At 37.9% G+C, this 24,878-nt stretch carries 21 protein-coding genes and 4 tRNA genes; 8 read left to right on the top strand and 17 right to left on the bottom strand.

Annotation, left to right across the window (positions count from 1 at the left end):
- The first annotated feature begins 115 nt into the window (after positions 1 to 115).
- Positions 116 to 1,141 (top strand): glutathione synthase, encoded by a 1,026-nt coding sequence (gene gshB, locus OC457_RS17935; RefSeq protein WP_080175576.1) that lies wholly within the window; start codon positions 116 to 118, stop codon positions 1,139 to 1,141.
- On the top strand, positions 1,128 to 3,107 hold the full coding sequence (locus tag OC457_RS17930; RefSeq protein ID WP_080175575.1) for a flavohemoglobin expression-modulating QEGLA motif protein: 1,980 nt from the start codon (positions 1,128 to 1,130) through the stop codon (positions 3,105 to 3,107). The genes gshB and OC457_RS17930 overlap by 14 nt, the downstream gene beginning before the upstream one ends.
- A 63-nt stretch (positions 3,108 to 3,170) precedes the next feature.
- Here the strand turns inward: OC457_RS17930 and OC457_RS17925 are convergent, their stop codons facing one another.
- The 8 genes from OC457_RS17925 to OC457_RS17890 all read right to left on the bottom strand — a co-directional run bounded on the left by OC457_RS17925 (position 3,171) and on the right by OC457_RS17890 (position 11,763).
- Positions 3,171 to 4,457, bottom strand: coding sequence for an MFS transporter (locus OC457_RS17925; RefSeq protein ID WP_080175574.1), 1,287 nt, complete (start codon positions 4,455 to 4,457; stop codon positions 3,171 to 3,173).
- Between the two features lie 419 nt (positions 4,458 to 4,876).
- Positions 4,877 to 5,332 (bottom strand): outer membrane lipoprotein, encoded by a 456-nt coding sequence (locus OC457_RS17920; RefSeq protein ID WP_080175592.1) that lies wholly within the window; start codon positions 5,330 to 5,332, stop codon positions 4,877 to 4,879.
- 196 nt (positions 5,333 to 5,528) lie between these two features.
- Complete coding sequence (locus tag OC457_RS17915; protein WP_080175573.1) at positions 5,529 to 6,671, bottom strand: ABC transporter permease; 1,143 nt, start codon at positions 6,669 to 6,671, stop codon at positions 5,529 to 5,531.
- Complete coding sequence (locus OC457_RS17910) at positions 6,658 to 7,842, bottom strand: ABC transporter permease (RefSeq protein ID WP_080175591.1); 1,185 nt, start codon at positions 7,840 to 7,842, stop codon at positions 6,658 to 6,660. The genes OC457_RS17915 and OC457_RS17910 overlap by 14 nt, the downstream gene beginning before the upstream one ends.
- Positions 7,843 to 7,846: 4 nt before the next feature.
- Positions 7,847 to 8,821 carry an HlyD family secretion protein gene (locus OC457_RS17905; protein ID WP_080175572.1) on the bottom strand — a complete coding sequence of 325 codons (975 nt, stop codon included), beginning with the start codon at positions 8,819 to 8,821 and terminating at the stop codon, positions 7,847 to 7,849.
- Positions 8,821 to 10,236, bottom strand: coding sequence for a TolC family protein (locus OC457_RS17900; RefSeq protein WP_080175571.1), 1,416 nt, complete (start codon positions 10,234 to 10,236; stop codon positions 8,821 to 8,823). Before OC457_RS17900 ends, OC457_RS17905 begins: the two co-directional genes overlap by 1 nt.
- 215 nt (positions 10,237 to 10,451) lie before the next feature.
- Positions 10,452 to 10,913, bottom strand: coding sequence for a TetR family transcriptional regulator (locus OC457_RS17895; protein WP_080175570.1), 462 nt, complete (start codon positions 10,911 to 10,913; stop codon positions 10,452 to 10,454).
- A 130-nt stretch (positions 10,914 to 11,043) separates the two neighbouring features.
- The gene (locus OC457_RS17890) at positions 11,044 to 11,763 is read right to left on the bottom strand and encodes a L,D-transpeptidase family protein (RefSeq protein ID WP_080175569.1); all 720 of its coding nucleotides are present in this window, start codon (positions 11,761 to 11,763) and stop codon (positions 11,044 to 11,046) included.
- Positions 11,764 to 11,994: 231 nt separating this feature from the next.
- On the opposite strand from OC457_RS17890, the gene OC457_RS17885 reads away from it, so the two are divergent.
- The 3 genes from OC457_RS17885 (at position 11,995) to OC457_RS17875 (ending at position 15,570) form a co-directional block, all read left to right on the top strand.
- Positions 11,995 to 13,248, top strand: coding sequence for a leucine-rich repeat-containing protein kinase family protein (locus OC457_RS17885; RefSeq protein ID WP_080175568.1), 1,254 nt, complete (start codon positions 11,995 to 11,997; stop codon positions 13,246 to 13,248).
- A gap of 290 nt (positions 13,249 to 13,538) precedes the next feature.
- Positions 13,539 to 15,164 carry an AMP-binding protein gene (locus OC457_RS17880; protein WP_210436100.1) on the top strand — a complete coding sequence of 542 codons (1,626 nt, stop codon included), beginning with the start codon at positions 13,539 to 13,541 and terminating at the stop codon, positions 15,162 to 15,164.
- Between the two features lie 301 nt (positions 15,165 to 15,465).
- On the top strand, positions 15,466 to 15,570 hold the full coding sequence (locus tag OC457_RS17875) for a 30S ribosomal protein THX (RefSeq protein WP_080175566.1): 105 nt from the start codon (positions 15,466 to 15,468) through the stop codon (positions 15,568 to 15,570).
- A 399-nt stretch (positions 15,571 to 15,969) separates the two neighbouring features.
- Here the strand turns inward: OC457_RS17875 and OC457_RS17870 are convergent.
- The 4 genes from OC457_RS17870 to OC457_RS17855 all read right to left on the bottom strand — a co-directional run bounded on the left by OC457_RS17870 (position 15,970) and on the right by OC457_RS17855 (position 18,065).
- Positions 15,970 to 16,046 (bottom strand) — tRNA-Asp (locus tag OC457_RS17870).
- 40 nt (positions 16,047 to 16,086) lie between these two features.
- Positions 16,087 to 16,177: transfer RNA gene (locus OC457_RS17865), tRNA-Ser, on the bottom strand.
- A 163-nt stretch (positions 16,178 to 16,340) separates the two neighbouring features.
- The gene (locus OC457_RS17860; protein WP_080175565.1) at positions 16,341 to 16,688 is read right to left on the bottom strand and encodes a RidA family protein; all 348 of its coding nucleotides are present in this window, start codon (positions 16,686 to 16,688) and stop codon (positions 16,341 to 16,343) included.
- Between the two features lie 96 nt (positions 16,689 to 16,784).
- A complete protein-coding gene (locus OC457_RS17855; protein ID WP_080175564.1) occupies positions 16,785 to 18,065 on the bottom strand; it encodes an NAD(P)/FAD-dependent oxidoreductase in 1,281 nt (426 codons plus the stop codon).
- Between the two features lie 188 nt (positions 18,066 to 18,253).
- Here OC457_RS17855 and OC457_RS17850 point away from each other — a divergent pair, with 188 nt between their 5' ends.
- Positions 18,254 to 19,288 (top strand): ABC transporter substrate-binding protein, encoded by a 1,035-nt coding sequence (locus tag OC457_RS17850; protein ID WP_080175563.1) that lies wholly within the window; start codon positions 18,254 to 18,256, stop codon positions 19,286 to 19,288.
- A gap of 65 nt (positions 19,289 to 19,353) precedes the next feature.
- Here the strand turns inward: OC457_RS17850 and OC457_RS17845 are convergent, their stop codons facing one another.
- The 5 genes from OC457_RS17845 to OC457_RS17825 form a co-directional block, all read right to left on the bottom strand.
- Entirely contained in the window at positions 19,354 to 19,992 is a 639-nt protein-coding gene (locus OC457_RS17845) for a deoxynucleoside kinase (RefSeq protein WP_159447864.1), read from the bottom strand.
- A 302-nt stretch (positions 19,993 to 20,294) separates the two neighbouring features.
- Positions 20,295 to 20,371 (bottom strand) — tRNA-Asp (locus OC457_RS17840).
- A 40-nt stretch (positions 20,372 to 20,411) separates the two neighbouring features.
- Positions 20,412 to 20,502 (bottom strand) — tRNA-Ser (locus tag OC457_RS17835).
- Between the two features lie 166 nt (positions 20,503 to 20,668).
- A complete protein-coding gene (locus tag OC457_RS17830) occupies positions 20,669 to 21,655 on the bottom strand; it encodes a formimidoylglutamase (RefSeq protein ID WP_080175561.1) in 987 nt (328 codons plus the stop codon).
- A 36-nt stretch (positions 21,656 to 21,691) separates the two neighbouring features.
- Positions 21,692 to 22,420: an IclR family transcriptional regulator gene (locus tag OC457_RS17825; RefSeq protein WP_080175560.1), complete on the bottom strand. Its 729-nt coding sequence runs from the start codon at positions 22,418 to 22,420 to the stop codon at positions 21,692 to 21,694.
- Positions 22,421 to 22,746: 326 nt separating this feature from the next.
- Between OC457_RS17825 and OC457_RS17820 the strand changes: the two genes are divergently transcribed.
- Together OC457_RS17820 and OC457_RS17815 are read left to right on the top strand one after the other, a co-directional pair.
- Positions 22,747 to 23,469, top strand: coding sequence for a YebC/PmpR family DNA-binding transcriptional regulator (locus OC457_RS17820; RefSeq protein ID WP_080155491.1), 723 nt, complete (start codon positions 22,747 to 22,749; stop codon positions 23,467 to 23,469).
- A 260-nt stretch (positions 23,470 to 23,729) separates the two neighbouring features.
- A complete protein-coding gene (locus OC457_RS17815; RefSeq protein WP_080175559.1) occupies positions 23,730 to 24,413 on the top strand; it encodes a type 1 glutamine amidotransferase domain-containing protein in 684 nt (227 codons plus the stop codon).
- Positions 24,414 to 24,878 lie beyond the last annotated feature (465 nt).

The raw sequence follows: 24,878 nt of genomic DNA, 5'->3' as shown, positions 1-24,878 counted from the left end.
GAAACGGATTTTCAAGACAATCGCCAACAAAATGAAGCCATCCCACTCTGTGTGATGGCTTATTTCTTTATATTAGCCTGTGAAAATATTTAACAGGCCACTTTTTGGTATAGCTATGAAAATTTGTTTTGTTATGTATCCGTGGGAACGCGTTGAAGCAGAAAACGACTCTACTTTACGTTTGATTCATGAAGCCGCAAGCCGCGGTCACACGGTTGCAATTACAACACCGAGTAACTTAACCATGCGCGACAGTATGGCAATTGCTTTCTGTAACGTATTAAAAAAAGGTGAAGTCTCAAACAATATTCCAAGCTTCTACCGTAAAGCTGAATTTAATAACGCTGAACTGCCATTAGCTGGCTTTGACGTTATTTTTATGCGAGCTAATCCACCGTTAGACACGATGGCACTGAACTTCTTAGATTCAGTACGTGACCATACTTTTATCGTTAACGATATTGACGGTCTACGCGTTGCAAATAACAAGCTTTATACTGCTTCACTACCTGATCCAAACAAAGAATTTATTCCTGTTACTCACGTCTCTAAAAACCGTGATTACCTTGAACGTGTTCTTGATGAATCACCACAAGATCGTATGATCCTTAAACCACTAAACGGTTACGGCGGTAAAGGCGTGATCTTGGTTGAGAAAAGCGCTAAATCAAGTGTGAAATCATTATTAGATTTCTACATCGGTGATGATCAGAACTACGTTATCTTACAAGACTACATTGAAGGCGCAGAGCAAGGCGATGTGCGTATCATGCTCCTAAACGGTGAGCCTATCGGCGCAATGCGTCGTATTCCTGCAGAAGGCGATGTACGTTCAAATATTCATGCTGGCGGTCGCGAAGTAAAACACGTATTAACTAAGCAAGAATTAGCACTTTGTAAGCATATTGGACCTAAATTAGTGCGTGATGGTCTGTACTTTGTTGGTCTCGATGTTATTAACGGCAAATTAGTTGAAGTTAATGTTTTAAGCCCTGGTGGTATTACCCGTATTAACCGCTTAAACCGTGTCAAACTACAACGTAATGTGCTTGATTTTGTAGAAAGCGTTGTGATGGCTAAAGAGGTTGGTATCACCCGCAAAAATGATTTCCGAAAGGTCATAGCCGATGCATCTTACTGAGTTAGAAATTTTAGCGAAAATACGTAGCCTTACTCCATTTGAAGCGTATCTTGACGATGGTAGCTTGATGATTCGCATCAGTGAATATCAACCTTATATTGCAACAGCAATCCATAATGGTCATCAATTGCGCCAATCACTGCAAGCGCAGTGTGCGTTAACGGAAGAAGAACGTTATTTTGAAGAAGATCCTTATACTGGAGACTTCATTTCTTCATTGCCAATCGTATTGCAAGGGGAAGATTCACGGTATGAGTATGATCTCAACCGTGCGCCTGAAAATTGCATCTATGATGACGCATGGGGAAAGAATGTTTGGCTAACACCGCTTAGTGAGGCTGAACGCGAAATAACCCTCGCTAAACACCAAAGTTACTATCGTATTCTACAGTGCTTAGTTGAAACCTTAGAGCTACAATTTGGCTTGTGTCTAATTTACGATATCCATTCGTATAATTACCAGCGTATTGATACTGCAACACCTACATTTAATGTCGGTACTATGCAGGTAAACCGTCGTCGATGGCGCAAAGAAATTGATGTCTTACTTGAAGGGCTTAACCATGTTGAGCTACCTAATATAGATGTTAATGCGCTTGAAAATGATATTTTTAAAGGGTTAGGTTACCAAGCAACATTCATTAAACAACACTTCAAAAACACCTTAATTATGCCAATTGAGGTCAAAAAGATTTTCATGAACGAAGAAGGCGGCGAAGCCTACCCGCTTGTGATTGAAAAATTGAATGAGTCAATGAAAACAGTGATCACTGAACATGCGGCATTCACTATCACCAAGCGAACCAAAGCTAAAGGGCTTACTGGTAGCGATGTGTTAGCTTCGAATCTGTCTAAAGAAGTGATTAACCTTGATCGTAAACTATATAAAATAGCAAGAGGTATCAATACCTTAAGCTATATTAACCCAACAAACTTAAAGCAAGAGAAGCGACGTTTTTTAAGTAAACCATACAGCTATCAGCCACAGTTTACTTACCGTCAATTAGATTTGGATCCGTATAAATTCCGTGAACAGCTTTACCGCTTGCCAGTGGAAACGATCCGCGATGCTGACGTACAAAAAATGTACCGTAAAGTCATCGATCAGCTTGCTGTACGTATTGATCTATTATGCAGCATTGGTACTGATGAGTTTTTATATAACTCGCTACGTTATTACGGTCAGCCAGATGAACGTGATATTGCGAATGCGAAATTCATTCTCCATGCGTGTGAATATAAAGATCAACAACCAGCCAATATTAGTGCCAAAGAAGCAATTGAAGCTTTTAAAATAGCAGCAGCTGAATATGACATTCCTTGTAAAGTGGTGTCATCAAAACAGCTAATTGCTCGTGCAATGGTGAGTGGCAAAGTGATTAAGGTCAATCCAAATAGTCGCTTTACCCAAGGTGATTTAGATGCCTTAATCCACCATGAACTAGGTGTTCACCTTGTCACCTCAGTGAATGCTGAAAGACAACCACTTAAAATTCTACAACTAGGCTTACCGGGTAATACTCATACTCAAGAAGGTCTAGCCATTTTATGTGAACATTTATCAGGTAGTTTTCCACTTCATCGCCTAAAAACATTGGCGTTACGTGTGGTTGCTGTTGAAATGATGGTTAACGGTGATAGTTTTAACGACTGTTTTAACAGCTTACGTCATGATTATGATGTCTGTGATGATGAAGCCTTTACCATTACAGCACGAGCTTATCGTGGTGGTGGTTTTACTAAAGACTTCCTGTATCTACGAGGCTTAAAAGATGCTATTCATGCATATCAAACAGAAGATTTAACTTCATTGTTTATCGGTAAAACAGGGTTTGAATTTAAACCCTTACTTGATGAGTTAATTGAGCGTGGCATTCTAAAAGCACCAAGCTTTATGCCCAAGGCTCTTGATATTGATGCTGATATTGATCCAGTAATGGACTTTATGCTGAACTCTATTCGTTAACCGTTAACCCTAAAACAAAAAAGCGACCATTTCGGTCGCTTTTTTATTATCTATAATTGCGGTTTACATCGGTAAACGCTTACTGTCAACACGAATAATTGTGCATGTTAATATAACTAAGATAACTGCAATTACAGCGAGTAATACAAATACACCATTCCATGAATAGCTTGTTTGGATCATCGCAATAGGCGCACCGGCAAGTGCCGCACCAATGTAAGTAACACCACCTTTCAGACCCGTTGCAGCACCGGCACCATCAGCATGTGATGCTTCAATAATACCTAATGCAAACAACATTTGCGGAGCATAAATACCAGCACCGATAATAAAGAAACACGCAGCAACTAGCATGTAGTCAATATGCAGTGTTAATGCCACACCAACCATACCGCCAATTAAGACAAAGCAATAAATTAAAATTGTTTTCCAGCGATCAGCGCCAAAGAATTTATCTGAAATAATACCAGATGTTAAACCACCAACAATGCCACCGACTTCAAACCAAGCAACTAAAGAGTTAGATTTAACTAAGTCCCAGTGTAGTACATCAACGAAGTAAACACTTACCCAATCGCTCGAAACAGTACGGATCACATAAATACATAAGTCACCGCCGATAGCCAACCAAATAATAGGATTAGTCAAAATATAGCGTTGAAACATTACCCACATTGATAATCCAGTTTCAGAACGCTTATTAATCTCTAGTTGTTTAGTATCATTACGCCAAACACCCACATTCGGTAATCCATAATTTTCAGGCTTACCACGCATTAAAATAGCAGCTATCAATGCTTGTACTGCCGTAATAACAGCAGGAACATAAAATGCATAACGCCAGTTACCAGTATAAGCAATAACGGCAGAAGCAATTAATGGGGCTAATGCGCCACCGACATTATGAGATGTGTTCCATAGCGAATACCAACCACCACGCTCAGATTTTGAGTACCACTGACTGATTGCTTTTGCGATAGGTGGAAAACCACAGCCTTGAACCACTGCGGTTGAACAATACAATACTAACAGCATAGTCACACTATTAGTCATACCAATACCGACGTTGATAATGGCAATTACAACTAATACTGGTGCTAAAAATAAACGAGGATTAATTCTATCGGCAAGAAGACCTGAACTAAACTTTGAAAGGCCGTATAGAATATAATAAATCGAAGAGGCTAAACCGAACTGAACAACAGTCATGCCTAAATCTTTCATTAATAATGGTGCAGCGGCAGCAAACGCTTTTCTTGAAATATACATCACTGTATAAGTTAAGAAAGTAGTAATAATTATTTGCCAACGAAGGCGTTTATAAGTTGCATCTAATTTAGGGTTATTCATCTAATATGAGTCGTTCAAAGAGGGTATTTATAATGCGCACAGCCTACTCTTGGACACAATTAGTTACAATTTAATTATTTGATTATTATTTATACGTTAGCCTATTCATTTGACAAATAGTTAAATCAACCACGTAATCAGTATAAAATGCCTAAGCTATATATTTAAACAAAATAATAAACCACAAAACACAAAATAACAGACTTTAATAAAAAGCAATAAATTACTACGCTGTATAATATATGACTAAAAAAATCATATCTACGTTAAAAAATAAAATATATTTTCATAAAAAAAACAATATACCAACATTAACATCACTTAAATAACAATGAACCCAGTTTGATATGCTGTTATAAAATGACAATTAATAAAAAAGGCAGTCTTCACTGCCTTTTATATATAATTGCCGGTTTTACTTAATTAGCAGGTACAACACGTGTTGTACTTCCTTGCTGATAAATATCAACTCGCTGACCAACGCGGAAGATCATATTAGGATCGACTTGCTGTACAACGGCGACAGTACGACCACTATCTAACTTGATGACAATATTAACACCTTGGCGTTTACTGATTGCATCTCCAGCGGTATTACCTAACGCGCCACCAGCAAGTGCACCACCAATTGCTGCAATATCAGAGCCTGATCCGCCACCAATTTTAGAGCCTAAAATACCACCGACAGCAGCACCAGCAAGCGTACCAATGGTACTTTCGCCATCAGAACTCATTGTTACGGCGTCTAATTTGGTGATTGTCCCAGTCGAAACTGTTTGCATCGTGCGAGCTTCACCAACATTGTAAGCATCACCATAAGGGTTTTGAGCACAACCCACGACACCTAATGACAACATCATCGCGACAGCAACCATTACTTTTTTATTTGCTATTGATTTATGACTCAAGGCAACCTCCTGCTAATTTAAACGTAACTTTACTCATTAAGTGTGGCTGTAAAATTAACATTTGCCACATCTTATTTACTCAACTTCCGCCAATATAAAACAGCGTACATTTAATTGCAAAAAAAAAGAGCATCAATATGCTCTTTTTATTAAGATTAATGTTCTATTTTCGTGCTCGCCGCATTAGCCAATAACTGATTCCAGCAAAGCCAATAAACTGTAACCACAGTTGCCCCCAGCGATCAATTTCTTGAGCAAACGTCGCTCCTAATTGATTCAGACCAAGAAAACCATTTATTGCCGCAGTAGAAGGCACTAATTGTGCAATATAATTAATAACCGTCGGTATTGCTGATGGCGGCCAAATAAATCCAGCACTAAACACCAATGGTAGCGAACTTAATAACACCACCAGTGTTACTAATTCACAACGAGGTAATAGCTGACCTAACACCATTCCAAGCATAATCACTGCTAATAAAAATGGAATTATCATCATGGCTAAGTCGCTAATCGATGCCAATCTATTTACGCCGTAGTAAACATAACTAAATCCAAAATAATACATTACTAATGGTAAATAGATTAAAGTGAATAAGCATGCGCGTACTGCCATTACCATCCAAATTGGGTATTGCGCCCAATAACCGGTTTTACCTACAGCCCGAGCTTCATTTTCTGCCGCCCCCATCATGCCCACTCCAATCAATAAAGTCTGATGTAGGATCAACACAAATACGGCAGGTACAACGTAATTAATATAGCCCATGGTGACGTTAAATACGGGTCGCATATTAAGTTTCATTGCCGTCACATGCTGTTTCGCCTCTACTTCACCATCACCAGTTAACATCATGCGATTAATTTTAGCTTTAACGGCTAAGCCATTACCGGCACTATTTAAGCCTTCAACTACCGTACCATACACTAAAAATAAGGCCGCATTACCAGCATAAGCCAATGTGGGACTGGTTCCCATCATTACATCACGATAGAAATGCTCGGGGATCACTAAAATACCATCAACCTGACGATCCTCTAGTGCCACGGTCGCTGCATGAATACTGCCAAGATGCTGCGTAATATTCACTTGTGGTGTGGCATTTGCCATTCGAATTAACTCTCGACTCATTTGGCTATGATCAAGATTCACCACTGCGACACGTTGATCTCGTGGTAATTCATTAATATACGGTAATGGATATAAAAAAGAATAAAAGACTACGCCACCAAAGACAGTAAAAACCAACGAAAAATTACTGAAAATAGCTTTTAATTCATGCTTAAATAAATCACCCCAACTCATGATGATCTCCCGCAGCTGTGCTCATTATTGCCAATGCCTTTTTACGACGAACTAGCATTAATCCTATCGCCAAAAATAAAGCGCATATAAAGCTACTTAATACCAACAATTGATGCGAGGCTTGATACCAACCACTACCATAATCGACTTGCTGTAATTGCACTTCAATATAATGACTTACTGGTAATAACCCACGCCACATTTTGGCAATAATAGGCATATCCGTCGCAGGGAAAGTAACCCCCATAAAAGCAAATGCTGGCGCAGTATAGGCCGCAACAAAACTCATTGCGCGTGGTGCTTCCATCGTGACAAAATAAATCAAACTCGCCATACTTTGACAAGCAAATATCATCAATATTTGAGCGACAATTAATAGCCCCCAATGACCATGCATCGGCCAATCAAGCGCAATATACATCCACCATAAAAACAGCAGACCCTGAATTAAAAATAAGCCTGAATATGCTAATAGTTTACCCAGTATTTTTTGACAAGGTGTTTGTGCTAGCCACTGCCACAACCCCTGACCCCGTGATTCATGTACTAACGCCAACACGGTCGTTGCAACAATTAAAATTTGCCAAATAGAAGGAATAATTGCTGAAACTAAAAATTGACCATAATGGCTATTACTATTAAACAAAGGGGTTATTTGAGCTTGAATAGGAACAGCTATTCCTAGTGCTTGTAGAGGAATTGGCGCGCCAGAACTCATATTCCTCATCGCTTCAACACCTGCATTATAAGTGCCAGTAACTTGTAACATCGCCGAACTAATGACTTTACCGATTAAGATAAATTGCCCATTGTAAAATGTTGTTATTTGCGGTGCTTGACCTAATTTAACGTCTTTTTCATAGTTATCAGGGATCACCACCATTGCATAAATATCATTCGCCCGCATCGCAGCACTGGCGGTATGATCATCCGTAAATTGACGTGTAACAGCCATACTCGGACTAGCATCAATATAGCGAGTTAACTGACGTGACATTTGGCTATGATCAAGATCTACAATACCAACCGGTAAATTACGCGCAATACCCGTCGCAAAAATCGCCCACATTGTCAAAAACAATAATACAGGTAGCCAAATCACCAATGCTCGCAACCATGCATCTTGCCAAATCGTATGCCACTCTTTTTTTATTGCCGAATAAATAACCATATCATTACTCAACAATCACACTCATACCAACCCGTAAACCATCAATAGGCTGAGTCGGACGAGCTTCTACTTCAAATGTTCGCATATCAAAGCCTTTAGCGGTGTCGGTAGCACGCCAAGTTGCGAAATCACCCATTACAGCCACATGAGTTACTTTTAACTGGTAACTTTTATCCCCTAAAGCTGGAATAGTAACCTTGAAAGTTTTACCTTCTTGATAGTCTTTAAGCTTATCTTCACGCACATTAAATACAGCCCATGCGTCACTAATATCAATGATATTCACCACCGGAAAACCTTGTGGTGCTAATTCGCCATCGTGAAGTAACACTTGTGATACTTCACCTTTATGCCAACTACTTACCTTTGTATCGGCAACATAAGCTTGAACTTCAGCAACAGCCCCCGCTGCCATTTTGACTTTTTCTTGAGCAGCACGCTTAGTTTCAGCCCGCGCACCTTCTGTTGCCATTTGGTACATTTGAAAAGCAGCACTTTCAGTAAATTGAGCAGCTTGCCATTGGGTATACACTTCATCACGTTTTTGTTCAGCTAACACACCGTCTTTATAAAGGTTATTAATTCGAACATAGGTTTTTTGCATCAGTGCCGCCGCAGCTTTAGCTTTGCCCCACTGATCTTTTGCTGCTGCGATTTGTTGAATACGCGCACCTTTTTCTGCTTCTTGCGCTAATGCACCTGCCGCTTGCTCACCCGCTTGAGCCTGTTCTAATTTAGCGTCAATTTCAGGGCTTAAAATAGTAAAGATCAATTGTCCTGATTGAACTTCATCGCCTTTACGCACTAAAACTTTATCAATACGTCCAGGTACTTTTGAGGCAATATTATATTGCTGGGCTTCAATTTGCCCTTGCATACGCTCAGGTTGCGGTTGGTATGCTTGCCAAAAGGTATAACCTAACCATCCAACCACTGCGATAACAGGAACCGCGACTGCAATTGCTTTTAACTTACTCATTATAATTTGACCTCGATCCCTTGATATTGCTGATAATTTTTAAATGTATTCATTTCACCACTAATGGCAAGTAAACGAGTTAAGCAAGCAACATATTGATAAGCTGCGGCTAACCGCTGAGTTTTAATGCTGGCAACAAAAAGTTCAGCATCAACAACATCTAATGACGTTGATAACCCTTGTCCAAATGCTTTTTCTCGTAAGACACTATTTTCATTAGCAAGAGCTAAACTCGATGCTAAACCCTTATATTCTTCTAGAGCTTGTTTCGCTTCACGGTATGTCTTTTCAACTAATACCGTCAGATCTTGCTGGGCTTGCGCGCGTAAATGGTTAACTTGTGTCACCATTGAATGGGCAGCACTTAATTTCCCTGAACGACCAGAGTTATCTATCAATGGTACACTCACCCCAACGCCAACCGCCCAATCAGGTGCTAATGTAGCGGCCAAACTACCACTATCATGTAAATTATAATCACCATATAAGTACACTTCAGGGTAATATTTTCCTTGTTCTACATCTATCAAGCCCCCCGCTTGCTTACGTTTAGCATCTAAAATATGCAAGCCAGGATAGGTTGCCAACGTTTTATCAACAAAAGCAGACATTGGTGGTAATGAGTTATTAATAAATAGCCCAGTTAATGGCATTGCTGGCGTAGTTTGTTTTAATAACTGCGTTAGCGCTACTTGTGCGATTTCTAAATCACGAAAAGATTTTTGCTGTTCTACTTTGGCTTTATCATACGCAGCTTGCGCTTGTAAACGCTCAACTCGTGCAATTTGACCTTGTTGTTCCAGCTTTATCGCATCTTCATAATGACGTTTTAAACCATTAGCGACATCAGTACGCGTTTGTAATACATTTTTTGCTAATACCACCCCAAAATAAAAGCGGGATAAGTCTTCAAACTTTGCTTGTTGCTGCATGGCTAACATATATTTAGCTTGATCTGTTTTTCCTTCAGCAATATCTTGCGCCGCATTAATACGACCACCAGTAAATATTGGCCAAATCGCACGAATCGAACTAGTAAATACATCACGATCAGAAATATTAGATGTCAAAGCCGAGTTTAATTGTGAATTAGATATAATATTATTAATTACTTGACCAATTTCAGTCTGTGAAGCTGAGGTACTACCAAAAAGATCAGATGGCGACAATTTAATATCATGATCTAAGCGGGTATAATTAGCCCCCACTGTGACCTTAGGCAAATACATATCTCGAGCTGCATCTTGCATATATTGTGCTTGTTCAATACTGGCACGATTCGCCGCTAAACCATCGTTTGTCGTAACAACCGTATGCCAAGCATCATTAAAACTAATAGGTGCAGCATGTACCGTAGGTACGATTGCTAATAATGCAATCGTGAGTTGCTTCACCATCAATGGCCTAATCTTCATGTATTAACCTTTAACCCCTTTCAAGCTATACGCAAATATAGAGTACATACTCTAAAATAATAAATTTTAACAGATAATTAAAAGATTACTGTATTTTAATTATCTGTCTGTTACGTAAAAATATAAATGTCATTTTAACTACAAACAAAATAGCCCACAAAAATGTGGGCTATTAATATTTAATCAAAAAATCACAGTTATTTAATAAGTAATAACTAACGTGCTAAACGAATTAATGAGCGTCCTAATAAACACTCTAGTTCACTAATACTTTGTTTACCATAACGTTGTTCACAAAGTGTAAATAAACGTTCAATGCCATGATGGGCAAATTCATGTGATGTTTCAGCTGAAGAAATATGATGAAATAACAATCGTAAAATAGCACGAAACTTTTCATCTTCTAATGCGGCAGACCAGCTTGTTGCAAAGACCTGCAAATCACCAGTTAGATCCAACTTATCAACAAAGAGATGATAGATACGTCCATCAAGTGCATGAGCAAAATCTTGCTTTTTAGGGAAGTGGTGACTAATACCGGTTCTTGATATACCTGTTTGATTACTCAAAGTGGTATACGACATTTTGTCATAACCTAAGGTCAGTATTTGCTCAATCACTGCATCCATAATGGTCTGAATGGTGATCTCTGTGTCTTCTTTACTACGCTTGGGCATAATGCGTTGGCTCTGTTCTAATCATTTTATGCAACGATAATACTCTTAACACCGAATAATCGAGTCAAGAATATTGGTTCGCTGTAGTATTACAAAATGTTTTTCGCTTAACTAGGGTTAACCCACATTATTAACGATTAAATTTTCTCGCATGTTGTTCAATGTCACGATATAAAATTTTAGTCCAATAAGGTTGCGTATTAGCGGCAAGTAATCGACCTTTTCTTGGATCGTGAGGGCTAATTAATACTTCTATATTAGAAATCCCTGTACGTTCGGCTAATAAAAATAGTTCCTCAATCGCATAATCCCCCATCGCTAAACATCCAACCGACGCTTGTTTCCCATGAATAAAAATATTACTCCCAGGTGAAGTTCGTCCTTCTAATTGCGCATATTTTTGATCAAACGCATTCGGATAATTAAGCTTCATTGATAAATGATAACGACTATTTGGGTTTAGCAATGACACTTGGTAAATGCCTTCAGGGACTTGTTTATCACCCTCACGCATTTTAGGTCCGGTATGCCCACTCATTTTTTGTATATCGTAACGTTTTACATAAGACCATTTATTCTTTTCTTTCGCCCACAGCTCAACACTTTGCTCTTTTTTCATCGCAAATAAAGCAATATTTTTAGGCGGATAGCTTAATCCAACATTATCAAAATAGCGTTTTAATCGAGGCTCAACAAAAGGCGAATAACGGTTCATGACATCACTGACAGTACGGCTACCTGTTGGTGGATATAACGCATAAGTTGATGATGGTATATGTAATGATTCTGCACGAGCGCAACTGATTGATGTTAACACTAGCATTACTGGACAAATAACGTTCTTCAGCACACGGCCCTCAATGATAATTTTTCTATACGCATAACATTGCGATAATTCCTCGATAACCAATCATAATCTCTGGCTAGACGATACTAGTTTACTTGAATTATTGATTAAACAACCATCAATTTATAGTCATATTTTAATGAAATCGTAAACTTGTACAGTCATCGTGATCTAACTCGTTAAAATCTTTACAATAGCTATTATAATTTATACTTATTTAAAAATGAGACCATTTTGCATACGTTAGAACAATTACGCTCCGGCCAACTTGAAGGCATTACACATTTAGCTTTAAGTGAACAACTGACTCACTTTCCCGAAGAGATTCTAACGCTCGCAAGTAGCTTAGAAGTATTAGATCTGACCAACAACCAATTAAGTCAGTTACCTGATAATTTTAGCCAACTGACTAAATTACGCATTATTTTTATTTCCAATAATTGTTTTACTGAATTACCAACAGTTTTAGGTGCTTGCCCTAATCTTGAAATGATCGGTTTTAAATCTAATCAAATCACCACCGTTGACGCCAGATCACTACCTAAAAAGTTACGCTGGCTGATATTAACTGATAATAAAATAGCAACACTTCCTGAAGCTCTCGGCAATTGTATTCATTTACAAAAACTGGCATTAGCAGGTAATGCTCTTACTACGTTACCTCTTTCTATGGATAAGTTAGTTAACTTACAATTAATTCGCTTATCAGCAAATACATTAACTGCATTTCCAGATCAATTATTAAATTTACCTAAATTAGCTTGGCTTGCTTTTTCTGGTAATCATTTTAATCGTAATCAATATGTGAATAATTCACTGCCTTATGTCGCTTCAAGTGATTATCAACTTGATAAAGTATTAGGCCAAGGAGCATCTGGGGTGATCTCTTTAGCTCAATGGCGATCTAATCCACATCAACTTGATAGCGATATTGCGGTTAAAGTTTTTAAAGGCCAAGTCACCTCTGATGGTTATCCACAAGATGAATTAAATGCGTGTTTAAAAACAGGGGCACATCCAAACCTAGTTGCTTCATTAGCACAAGTTGATGAACCTCATTATCTCGCATTAGTCATGGCATTAATTCCATCTGATTATCATAACCTTGGCTTACCACCTACATTAACAACTTGCACACGAGATACATTTCCAACTGAATTTACACTGTCAATTGCAGCAATACAGACGATTGTTAAACAAATGACAGCTGTGATTAACCATATGCAGGCACAAGGTGTCGCTCATGGTGATATTTACGCACATAACGTTTTGGTTAACGATAAAGCGAATATTTTAGTCGGTGATTTTGGGGCCGCGTCTATTTATGATGATTTATCGCTTGAACAACAACAGAAAATTGCAACTATTGAGTGGCGAGCGGTAGGCTATTTTATTGATGATTTATTATCTATTTGCCAGATACAAGATCACAAGACAGCACAATACCAACAGTTATATTCCCAAGCACAGGGTTATATTTCCGCTTAATTATTATTGCTATTGTCTTTTTATCCTTACTCAATTTATCAACCTTAGCTAAATTGAGTAAGTTCATCGACAACTATTTCAGACTCGCTGCCAAATAGTATTTACCATAGATCAATAGCTTAAATAAAAAATATCATCATTACCTTATAAAAACCACAAACTAACGCACAGAGGCATACTTGACTATATTGAATATTGCGGCTTAAATTTAACATAATAATAACATTGAGTTATTTATAATCCATTTCGATAACGGAGTACTTATGACTCAACTGCAAACACCCGCTGATATGATCATCAAATGGGCCAATGAGCGGCCTAACGAAGTTTATTTAAAGCAAATTATCAATCGCCAATTTGTTAATTACACCTATGCGAGTGTTGCAGATAAAGCTCAACGATTAGTAACGGCATTTCAACAATTAGGCCTTCAACCAGGTGAACGTATTGCACTGATCTCCAAAAATTGTGCTGAATGGTTTATTTGTGATTTAGCAATGATGCTCGGTGGTTATGTCAGTGTGCCAATATTTCCTACTGCAGGAACTGAAACGATCACCCATTGTATTGATCATAGTGATGCGAAGTTAATTATTATCGGTAAGCTGGACAGTCCAATAGCGATCAACGAAGTTCTTACCCACCATACGCAATTACCAACGATTGCCTTTTCTTACTCAGGTATACCAATATGCCAATATCAATTCGATGAGCTCATTGAGCAATACTTACCAACCTCTGAACGCCGAGCACATCATAATACTGATTTAATGTCGATTGTTTACACATCGGGTACTTCTGGCCTGCCAAAAGGCGCAATGCTAACTTACGGTGCATTTGTATGGTCATCACAAAAAATCATTGAGCATATTGGATTAAATGCAAATGAACGCTTATTTTCATATTTACCATTAGCGCATATCACTGAGCGGGTTTATATTTTTGGCTCTTCTATTATGTCTGGACTCCAAGTTGCTTTTCCTGAATCTCTCGATACTTTTATTGATGATGTAAAAATGCATCGTCCGACTATTTTTGTATCGGTGCCCCGCTTATGGACCTTATTTCAACAACGGATACAAGATAAACTGCCACAAGCAAAATTAAATTTACTGTTAAAGATTCCATTCGTATCGACATGGATTAAGCGTAAATTAGCGCAAGGATTAGGCCTTGATCAGGCTCGTGTTCTTGGCTGTGGATCCGCTCCGGTATCAGCAGGTTTATTGCATTGGTATGAAAGTATTGGCCTCAATATTACTGAAGCATGGGGAATGACAGAATCATTTGCCTATAGCACTCTTAATCACCCTTATCGTAGTGACAAAGTAGGTACTGTTGGTAATGCAGGGCCTGGTATTGAATTAAAAATTGCCGCTGATAAAGAAATCTTAGTGCGGAGTAAAGGTTTATTCAGTGGCTATTATAATAATTCACAAGCCACACAAGAAAGTTTTGATAATGATGGCTGGCTATACACTGGCGATATGGGAGAGTTAGACAGTGATGGCTATTTAACGATTCAAGGACGTAAAAAAGACACCTTCAAAACCGCTAAAGGCAAATTTGTATCTCCCGTCCCTATCGAAAAACGTTTAATGGATTTAGGTAATTTTGAGATGGTTTGTTTAATTGGATCCGGCATGTCAGCTCCTATCTTGTTAGCCGTTGCTCATAACTATAATCCATTCGATCAGTCTCGGTATGAGAAAAAACTCCAAGCAATTATTCAAAAAATAAACACCGAGCTTGAATCTCATCAAAAAATTAAAGGGGTGCTAATGGTTAAAGAACCATGGAGCATTGATAATGGTATTTTAACACCAACATTAAAAATAAAGCGTCATATATTAGAGCAACAATACGCCACAATTGATGATAATTGGAATAACGAACAACTAGTAAAATGGCAATAATGCCGAATACTTAATAATTTTTTAGTTAATTTCTTATACCATAAGAATAGTATTAAATTAGTATATCATCTTAAAACCAGCAAAATTCAATATAAAATAATTGAATTTCACAACAACTCATAACTTATAATCAAATATCTCAATATATTTAATTAATTGTGCAATGAAATCGCATAAGTGTCCTTTTATATTTACACTCTTATTCTATAAACCAGCACTCTGCGATATTGAATTAAATAATAATAGTTCTAGAATAAAACCTTCTTCCCATTATTTTTATATTTTAAAAAGGATTATTCTCATGGCTAAAGGTGATATCAAAACATGTAAAGGCAAACGTCGTGCTCATTCTCATGGCAATGCTCGTTTAACTACTGAAGGCAAAAGAAAACATCATAGTGCTTAATGCTATAATTATAAATGATACTAATTCAATTTATTATTTTAATTGAATTAGTATTATATTATTTTCATGATCACTTACTTGCACGCCTTCAAATCTTGACCTTTTTTAAAAGGTACCATTATCATCCTAAAATATAGCTAAATAAATATAGTTAATATCTGCTTAAATTCATCAAAATTATAAGAAATAGTAATCATCAATAGAAATAAAATATATATTATTCATATTGATAATTATTTTTAATATATAGCATATCTCATTTTTAAATAATCCTAATAAACATCCTCACATCGCTGACAAGAGTGAATTCTATTGTGAAGTGGTAAGGCTTACGATGATCGTTATTTGAAATGACACACGCAAAAAAGCCCCGTCATTTCTGACGAGGCTTCGTTGTGTTGGCGGAGCGGACGGGACTCGAACCCGCGACCCCCGGCGTGACAGGCCGGTATTCTAACCAACTGAACTACCGCTCCAATTCTGTATGAAGCTCGATTATATCAAACTTCTAGAATATGGCGGAGAGATAGGGATTTGAACCCTAGATACGCTATAAACGTATGCTGGTTTTCAAGACCAGTGCTTTCAACCGCTCAGCCATCTCTCCAATGCCGCGCATAATAGCGAGGTTAACAGATACTGTAAAGATAAAATTTAATCAAACACACCAAGTGATTACTATTTATACTACTATGACATTTTATCACTGCTTTGTGCATAAAAAAGGCCGACATATTGTCGACCTTAATAATGACGAATAAATATAAACTTTATTTTTCAGCAGCAATTACAGAAATTTCAACCAGTAGAGCATCGCGTGCCATACTCGCTTCAACACAAGCTCGCGCTGGAGCATAACCTTCAGGTACCCAGTTATCCCACACGGCATTCATCTCAGCAAACAAACTCATATCTTTAATATAAATAGTTGCAGAAAGCATGTGTTCTTTATCACTACCTGCTTGTACTAGTAGTCGTTCAACTTTATCAAGCATCGTTTGTGTCTGCTCTGTAATGTCTTTCGTTGCATCTGCACAAACTTGACCACAAAGATAAATAGTACCATTGTGCTTAACAACACGACTCATACGGGCTTTCGTTTCTTGACGCTCGATCATAATACTCTCTCTGATAGGGTTTAATAATTTACGATTAACCCGCTCAATATAGCAATTATTTTTACTTTTTTATCACTAACTGCAAATAAATTTTAATTATTTCGTTAATGAATCTTCTAATCGTGCTTTCCAAATGGCCATTGCTAATGCAGGTTTACGTAAAACTTCTGGCGTTGGAATCCAACCATGCTTAATTTTAGCAAACACATCAAAACGTTCAGCAGTACCAGCCATCGCTTCAGCAACGACTTTACCGGCAATATTAGTCAATCCAACACCATGACCGGTATAGCCATGAGCCACATAAATATCATTACCCAAATGATCAATTTGCGGCATATAAGAACGTGTTACCGCGAATAATCCCCCCCAATGATATTCCATTTTCACATCGGAAAGTTGCGGGAATACGGTGATCATACGCTGACGTAGACGCTCACTTGAATCACTGTATTCGCCATTAAATGGGTGATTAACGCCACCAAATAAAATACGACCGTCCGGTGTTGGACGGTAATAATCGAGACTATTATTTAAATCTGACATTGCCATCATATTACTGATAGGTTGACGATCACCCAATTGCTCAGTAACGCCAATATAAGACACTACTGGTAATACCACGCTTTGTGCTTTACGGTGTAATCCATCAAGGTACGCATTACACGCTAATAGTACTTGTTTTGCTTTAACCTGACCTTTGGGCGTATGGATAATATGTGGATTACCTTTATCCAGTTTTACCGCTGGCGTATTCTCAAAAACAGTCGCCCCTAAACTTAACGCCGCTTGTGCTAAACCTAGGGTGTAATTCAATGGATGCATATGAGCGCTATTTGAGTCATACAGACCACCTAAATAACGTTCCGTGTGCGCCACTTGATTAACTTTATCCTTATCCCACCAGCTAGCACTTGGATAATCATAACGACTCTGTTTTAAATCATGCCAAGATTTTAGTTCTGTCTCTTGGCTTTTTTTCAACGCTAATTCGATATAACCTTGTTGAAAGTCACAATCAATATTAAATTTCTCAATGCGATCACGAGCGATATCAACGGCTTCACAAGAAAGATCCCACAGTTGTTTACCCCACTCTGGCCCGTATGTTTCATCAACTTCACGTAATCCTAGGCAATAGCCCACTAAACACTGACCACCATTACGTCCAGATCCTCCCCATGCTAAACGTTGTGATTCAAGTACCACCACAGAGAATCCTTTTTGACGTAATTCAATCGCAGCATTTAATCCCGTCATACCACCACCAATAATACAAACATCAGCTTCAATTGCTTGATCTAGTAGGGGTTGTTCAGGTAATGCATTAACGGTTGCTTGGTAGTAACTATCGATATATTGACTGTTGATTGACATTCCAATTGCCCACAAAAAAAATACAGGTTAAAAATCGCGCGGATAATGTCATGAGTTTTATTGCTTCACAAGTAATTTATTACTGTGACTTAGCTCATGTTTTAGCTTGATTGTTTTTGACACTAACAAACTTCTGTCTAATATCCGCGCTCAGATCTGACTTACCTGGTCAATGAGGAATTAATAATATGAAGAAAATATTCAAAGGGGTGACCACACTAGCATTCGCACTTTCAGCATTTAATGTTTCGGCAGCAAATGATGTGCTTAACGTTTACAACTGGGCTGAATACATGCCAACAGACGTAATCAAAGCCTTTGAGAAAGAATATGATGTCACCGTCAATTACTCTACATTTGATAGCAATGAATCGATGTACACCAAACTAAAACTACTTGATAGTAAAGGTTATGATGTTGTATTTGCTTCAACGTATTTTATTGAGAAAATGGCACGAGAAGGCATGCTTGCAAAAATAGATAAAAGCAAGATGCAGCACTTAAATGACATCTATTCTGGCCTAATGAAACAACCGTTTGATCCTAATAATGATTACTCTTTACCTTATGTATGGGGTGTGACGGGAATTAGCTACAATGCAGAAGTGATCACATCTGATCAGGTAACCAGCTGGAAAGATTTATGGAACACCAATTTCAAACAACAAGTAATGTTACTTGATGATGTTCGAGATGTGTTCGGTATGGCATTACGGGCCCAAGGCCACAGTATTAACAGCACTAACGAAGCTGAAATTAAACAAGCTTATGAAAAGTTACGTCAACTACGTTCAAACGTGGTGGTTTACAATTCTGATGCGCCTCATGTCCCTTATGTAACCGGGGAAGCAATGGTTGGTATGCAATGGAATGGTAACGCTTTTATGGCAAAAAAAGAGATGCCAGAGCTTAAGTTTGTTTATCCAACCGATGGCGCTATTTTATGGATGGATAACTTTATCGTTCCTAAAGGTAGCGAGCACAAAGATCTCGCATTTAAATTTATCGATTTCTTTATGCGACCTGAAAATCAAGCCAAAATTGTTGAAGAGCTAGGATTCCCTGCGCCAAACAAGCAAGCTAAACAGTTTTTACCGACTGAATTACAAAATGATTCAATGATTTTCCCAACAGATGCACAAATCAACAATGGGGAGTTTACTGATGATATCGGTGATGCGGTGAATATTTACCAAAAATATTGGCAGATGCTAAAGAGCTAATCACAAAAAAGGCTACAGTTAGTCATTAACTGTAGCCTCTCTAGTTTTATAACAAACTCAAAAAATCAGTTCATCACTAAACCAGCTGCATTCAATTGTGGAACTAAATCAGTTACTGCAAGTGGTGTATTCCAATCAATATTAATTAATGTTGTGCCCATTTTACGGCATGCCTGTGGCAATACTGCGTCATGAAAGGCATTAATATCACTGATATACCCCAGATCTAATCCCATTTCTTCTGCACGACCACGCTGACGCATACGGCTATAAGCCACTTCAGGATCAGTCTTTAAATAAATACAGTAATCAATAGTAGGATATTGATTAATTTGGCCAATCAAATGCTGATAACATGCCATATGTTTAGCAATATCTTCAGCTGTGCTGTTGTAATTAGCAATACAAGCATGTGTAAAGACTAAATCACTCAGCAAAGAACGTTCAATAATATAGACGCCTTGAGGATCTAAATTATTCAATAATTCAGCGCGTTGTGCAGTAATGTAACATTGAAAATGACTACGTGCATCGACGTTAAAAGGGTCGCGAGTAAATTCACCTAATAGATGTTGAAATTCAGGATCAGAATCTACTGGCTCTAAAATGGCCGTCGCATTTAAAGCTGCTGCTAATTGAGGGAGTAATGTCGATTTACCAGCACCGATATTACCTTCTACACATATAATTTTGGGCTTATCCAAGAACTTTTCCCTCTGAGGACTTATAGACAGAGAACCACGCGGTGATACTCTTAATATTTGCTAATGCAATCAGCTCGACATTTTGAAACTAATCGTCACAAAAAACCATGCTTTATGTGTTGTTTGATTATTTAAAAAGCAAAACAGAGCACTTTAATTATGAATTTAACGTTAGCAAGAATAATCGCCGTAAAGCCACCGCATCAAAAAAATAAAAAAATCACTAAATACAATAAATTACTTGTGATTTAAAAATCCAGATGCAAAAAAGCCCCGTCATTACTGACGAGGCTTCGTTGTGTTGGCGGAGCGGACGGGACTCGAACCCGCGACCCCCGGCGTGACAGGCCGGTATTCTAACCAACTGAACTACCGCTCCAATTCTGTATGAAACTCGATTAAATCAAATTTCTAGAATATGGCGGAGAGATAGGGATTTGAACCCTAGATACGCTATAAACGTATGCTGGTTTTCAAGACCAGTGCTTTCAACCGCTCAGCCATCTCTCCAATGCCGCGAATAATACCTATCATCACGGTAGCTGTAAAGCTTTTTTTTTATAAAAACACTATAATTAATGCTACTTGTATTGCTATTTGTTCAAAACAATTAAAAAACAACCTTTACGTCTACAAAAGTATCAATTTCATGTTGTTAGCCATTACTAAAAATGTATTAAACAAAATGAACAATAGTTTGAATTAACTTAGTCGCTAATTTTGCCGTTTGATTTTCGTAATCATACTCAGGGTTTAACTCTGCAATATCGACAATTTTCACTTTGCCACTCATCATTATATGTTTAATCGCCCATTCAACCATCGATAAACTCACACCATGCATGCGTGTCATATTTGCACCCGGTGCTATCGATGATGAAAATACGTCAAGATCAATACTTAACTGAATACAATCAACACTATCAATAAAACTATCTAATTGTTCTTGGACATGCTTTTTATTGCGAGTGGTCATTTGATTATCAAGTAACCACTGACAACCAAGATCCTCAGCAAGTTTAAACATTGCTTGTGAATTTGCGTGATCACAAATACCTAAACCAAGAAAATCAAAACTGCGCTGTTGTTCTTTGCTATAGCACCACGCGGCATGAAATGCAGATCCTGCTCGTAATGATAATGAAGGTCTTAACTCAAAATGGGCATCAAAATTGATCACTCCCACCCGTTGTGGTATTAACTGTGGTTGTTGATCTTCAGTAATAATAACTGGGGCTGGCATTATTTCAGTACTAAAATCAGATAATGCTTGGTAACTGGCAATTGAGATCTCATGTCCGCCACCAAGAACAACAGGAAAGTGCCCCTCACGCAAACAACGCAATAACAATTGATATTGTCTCTGACTTACAGCAGCAAAACTATGATCACTCGTGGTTTGTTCGATATCGCCCGCATCATAAAAGGGTAATTTCGTTTGAGCATGTGTATACGGTAATATACGTCGAATACTAGCGGGGCCTTCTTTAGCCCCTTGTAAACCTCGCCCCCAATCAAGACTAAGATCGGAAATTACGCCAACAAGCATAATTCCAGGCTGATGTTGCTGAATATAAGGGCTGATGAGCGTATGCTTGCGATGGCATCGCATCGGTTTTTGTGGCTCATTTTTAAATAACTTTTTTAATTGATCAACTAACATACGCCTATCTTCCCTATTATTCACTAGCAGCACACACTAGTGCTGTGGTGGTAATGCTCTTGCAGCTTGTAATACACTCATTACGATTTTATTTTTACGGCTATTTATACGCTCGGCGGGTGCCATAACGCTAACCGCACCAACAACCTTATTACCCACAAATACCGGAGCACTTACACCAGAAACACCAGCATCAATTTCTGAAGTACTAATAGCAAAGCCATCTTGCTTAATCAGATCTAACTCAGCAATCCAAGTGTCAATCTGTGTTTGTTCAGTAATATCATAGTGTTCTAAGATCGTTAATTGACGAGCTAAGGGTAAATAGGCCAAAATCACCTTAGCAGAAGCGCCACGAATCAATGGCTGACTTTGACCTTTTTCATAACTACAACGCAACGCATAAGGGCTATCAATACTGTCAACACATAAGGCATTAAACCCAACAGCAACCATATAAGCCGACATCTCACCCGTTTGTTGTTGTAAACGTTTTAAAATAGGTCTTACACCATCAGGTAATGGTGAATTCATTTCAAAATTACGTTGCAACTGTAGCGCAGCAGGGCCTGCACTATAGGTATTACAACCATGATTTTCTTCAATTAAATTCCAATCGCGAAGTAATGCCAAATAACGATATAAGCTACTTATTGGCATTTCCATTTCGGCACTTAATTGTTGTGCTTGTAGCGGTACATTTGATGCTGCTATATGAACCAGCACTTGCAATAATTTTTCATTAGCACTGAGTGAATGAGTCACAGGTCAGTTATCTCTAATTTGTGTGATGATTATTTGTAACCAATTATAGCGCGAACAACAAGTGCTATTCTTGTATTGTGAGAAAATATAGGATTTATTTGCTTTGATTTATTACATTACGAGAAATTAATCTATATTTGAAATCTTTAGCTTCAAAAATAACCATCGTGGGTACGCTTTTCTTCGGTGGTTTATTATTTCAACGTAAAAATAAAAAAATCGACTTTAACCAGCATAAATACAGATCTAACTAGCCAGAATAAAGGGGTGCTGGTAAAATATTTACATAATTGACCGTCTAAAACAGTAAAAGAGAGTGATTCCTCATGGGAAGAAAGTTCGAAGTACGCAAGTTGTCTATGGCAAAAACCCAAGGCGCTAAGATCAAGGTTTACTCTAAGTACGGTAAAGAAATCTACGTTTGCGCTAAGAACGGTAGTCCAGATCCGGATAGCAACCTAGCACTTCGCCGTCTTATTGAAAAAGCGAAAAAAGATCAGGTTCCAAGCCACGTTATCGAAAAAGCAATTGATAAAGCGAAAGGCGGCGGCGGTGAAGATTACTCAACTGCACGTTATGAAGGTTTTGGTCCAGGCAACTGCATGGTTATCGTTGACTGTCTAACAGACAACAACAACCGTACTTTCATGGACGTTCGTCAAGCATTCGTTAAAAACAATGCAAAAATCGGTAGCCCAGGCACCGTTGGTCACATGTTTGAACACCAAGCTGTGTTTGAATTTAAAGGCACTGACGAAGAAGTTGTTCTTGAAAATCTAATGATGGAAGACGTAGACGTTACTGACATCACTTGTGAAGATGGCGAGATCACCGTTTATGCTCCACACACTGAATTCTTTAAAGTGAAAAACGCACTTGCTGCAACAATGGCTGACGTTATCATTGATTCAGAGGAAATTGCTTTCGTTCCACAGACAATGACTGAATTGGCTGGTGATGATATTGCAATGTTTGAAAAATTCCTAGATGCACTAAACGATTGTGATGACGTACAAAACGTTTACCACAACGCTGAAATGGCTGACTAATTTTAGTCTTTCATTTTTCACAAAAAGGTCACTTCGGTGGCCTTTTTGTTTATCTATTACGTCAATATTTTCATTTTTCTAGCTTTACTCATTATTCCGACCACTGTGCCATTCTTTTCATCCCTACTTCTTAGATATTATATTGAAAAAAAGAGCTGCGATTATGCTTGTGAGTCTCATTATTAAAGCCTATAACTAATTAAGCTATTAGCACATATTCAATTAATGTGATGTATTTAAGTCGGGGTTTAAGAGCCAATATGAATATTTTAATCGTATTAACATCTCATCAAAATTTAGGCACAACCACAGCAAAAACAGGCCTCTGGTTAGATGAATTTACGGTCCCTTATTATCTATTTAAAGATAATAACGCAACTGTAACCCTCGCCTCGCCATTAGGTAGACAAGTGCCTATTGATCCCAAAAGTGATACACCAGAGATGCAAACAGAATCTGTTGTTCGCTTTAAAAATGATACTGATGCCACCACGCAATTAGCCAATACATTATTATTATCCACAATTAATCCTGCCGATTATGATGCTGTATTTTACCCAGGCGGGCATGGACCATTATGGGATTTATCACAAGATTTAGCATCAAAACATATTATTGAATCAAGTTACCAGCACAATAAACCTACAGGGCTTGTTTGCCATGGACCTGCAGCATTAAAAGCACCGACAAACGCTGATGGTAGTTCACTTATCACCGGTAAAAACGTCACCGGCTTTAGCAACAGTGAAGAAAATGCAGTTGGATTAAGTGATGTAGTTCCTTTTCTGCTTGAAGATATGTTAACTCATCAAGGGGCACATTATAGCCAAGGCCCTGATTGGCAAAGTTATATAGTGGTCGATAAAAATCTCATCACAGGTCAAAATCCAGCCTCAGCACAAGCCGTTGCCGCAGAGATCATTCGTCAATTGCAAACAAATTAATATTAAAAACTTATCCATACATTATATATTTACCCGCGTAATCGAATGATTGCGTGGGTGGGTTACAGTTTCAAATTCTGTTTATCAACAATGAATTATCATTTTTTACTCATTGATTTAGTTGTAACTTATGTTTACATTATCGCTTATCAACCAACGGTTAGCGCTTAATTTAACCATAAGGTATATATGAAAAAATACTTCTTACTCTTCGCTCTTAGCTGTATTTCTTATACGGCAAATGCCACTGAGATTACTCAACCAAAGCCAACAAAACTAAATAGTCTCTCAGTCTATTCCACAAATCATATTAATAATAAAAAAATAATATTAAACACTACCAATCAGGCGATAATTCCAAATTTTTCTCGTTGTACAGTTTCTATTCATCAAGAACGACATTCAGCAACCGTAAATAATAACTTCAACTCATGCCAATAATATTCAGAAAATAAATGTCGATGT

The organism is Photobacterium toruni (genome assembly GCF_024529955.1).
Classification (GTDB): Bacteria; Pseudomonadota; Gammaproteobacteria; order Enterobacterales; family Vibrionaceae; genus Photobacterium; species Photobacterium toruni.
This window is presented reverse-complemented; position numbering and strand designations above follow the sequence as displayed.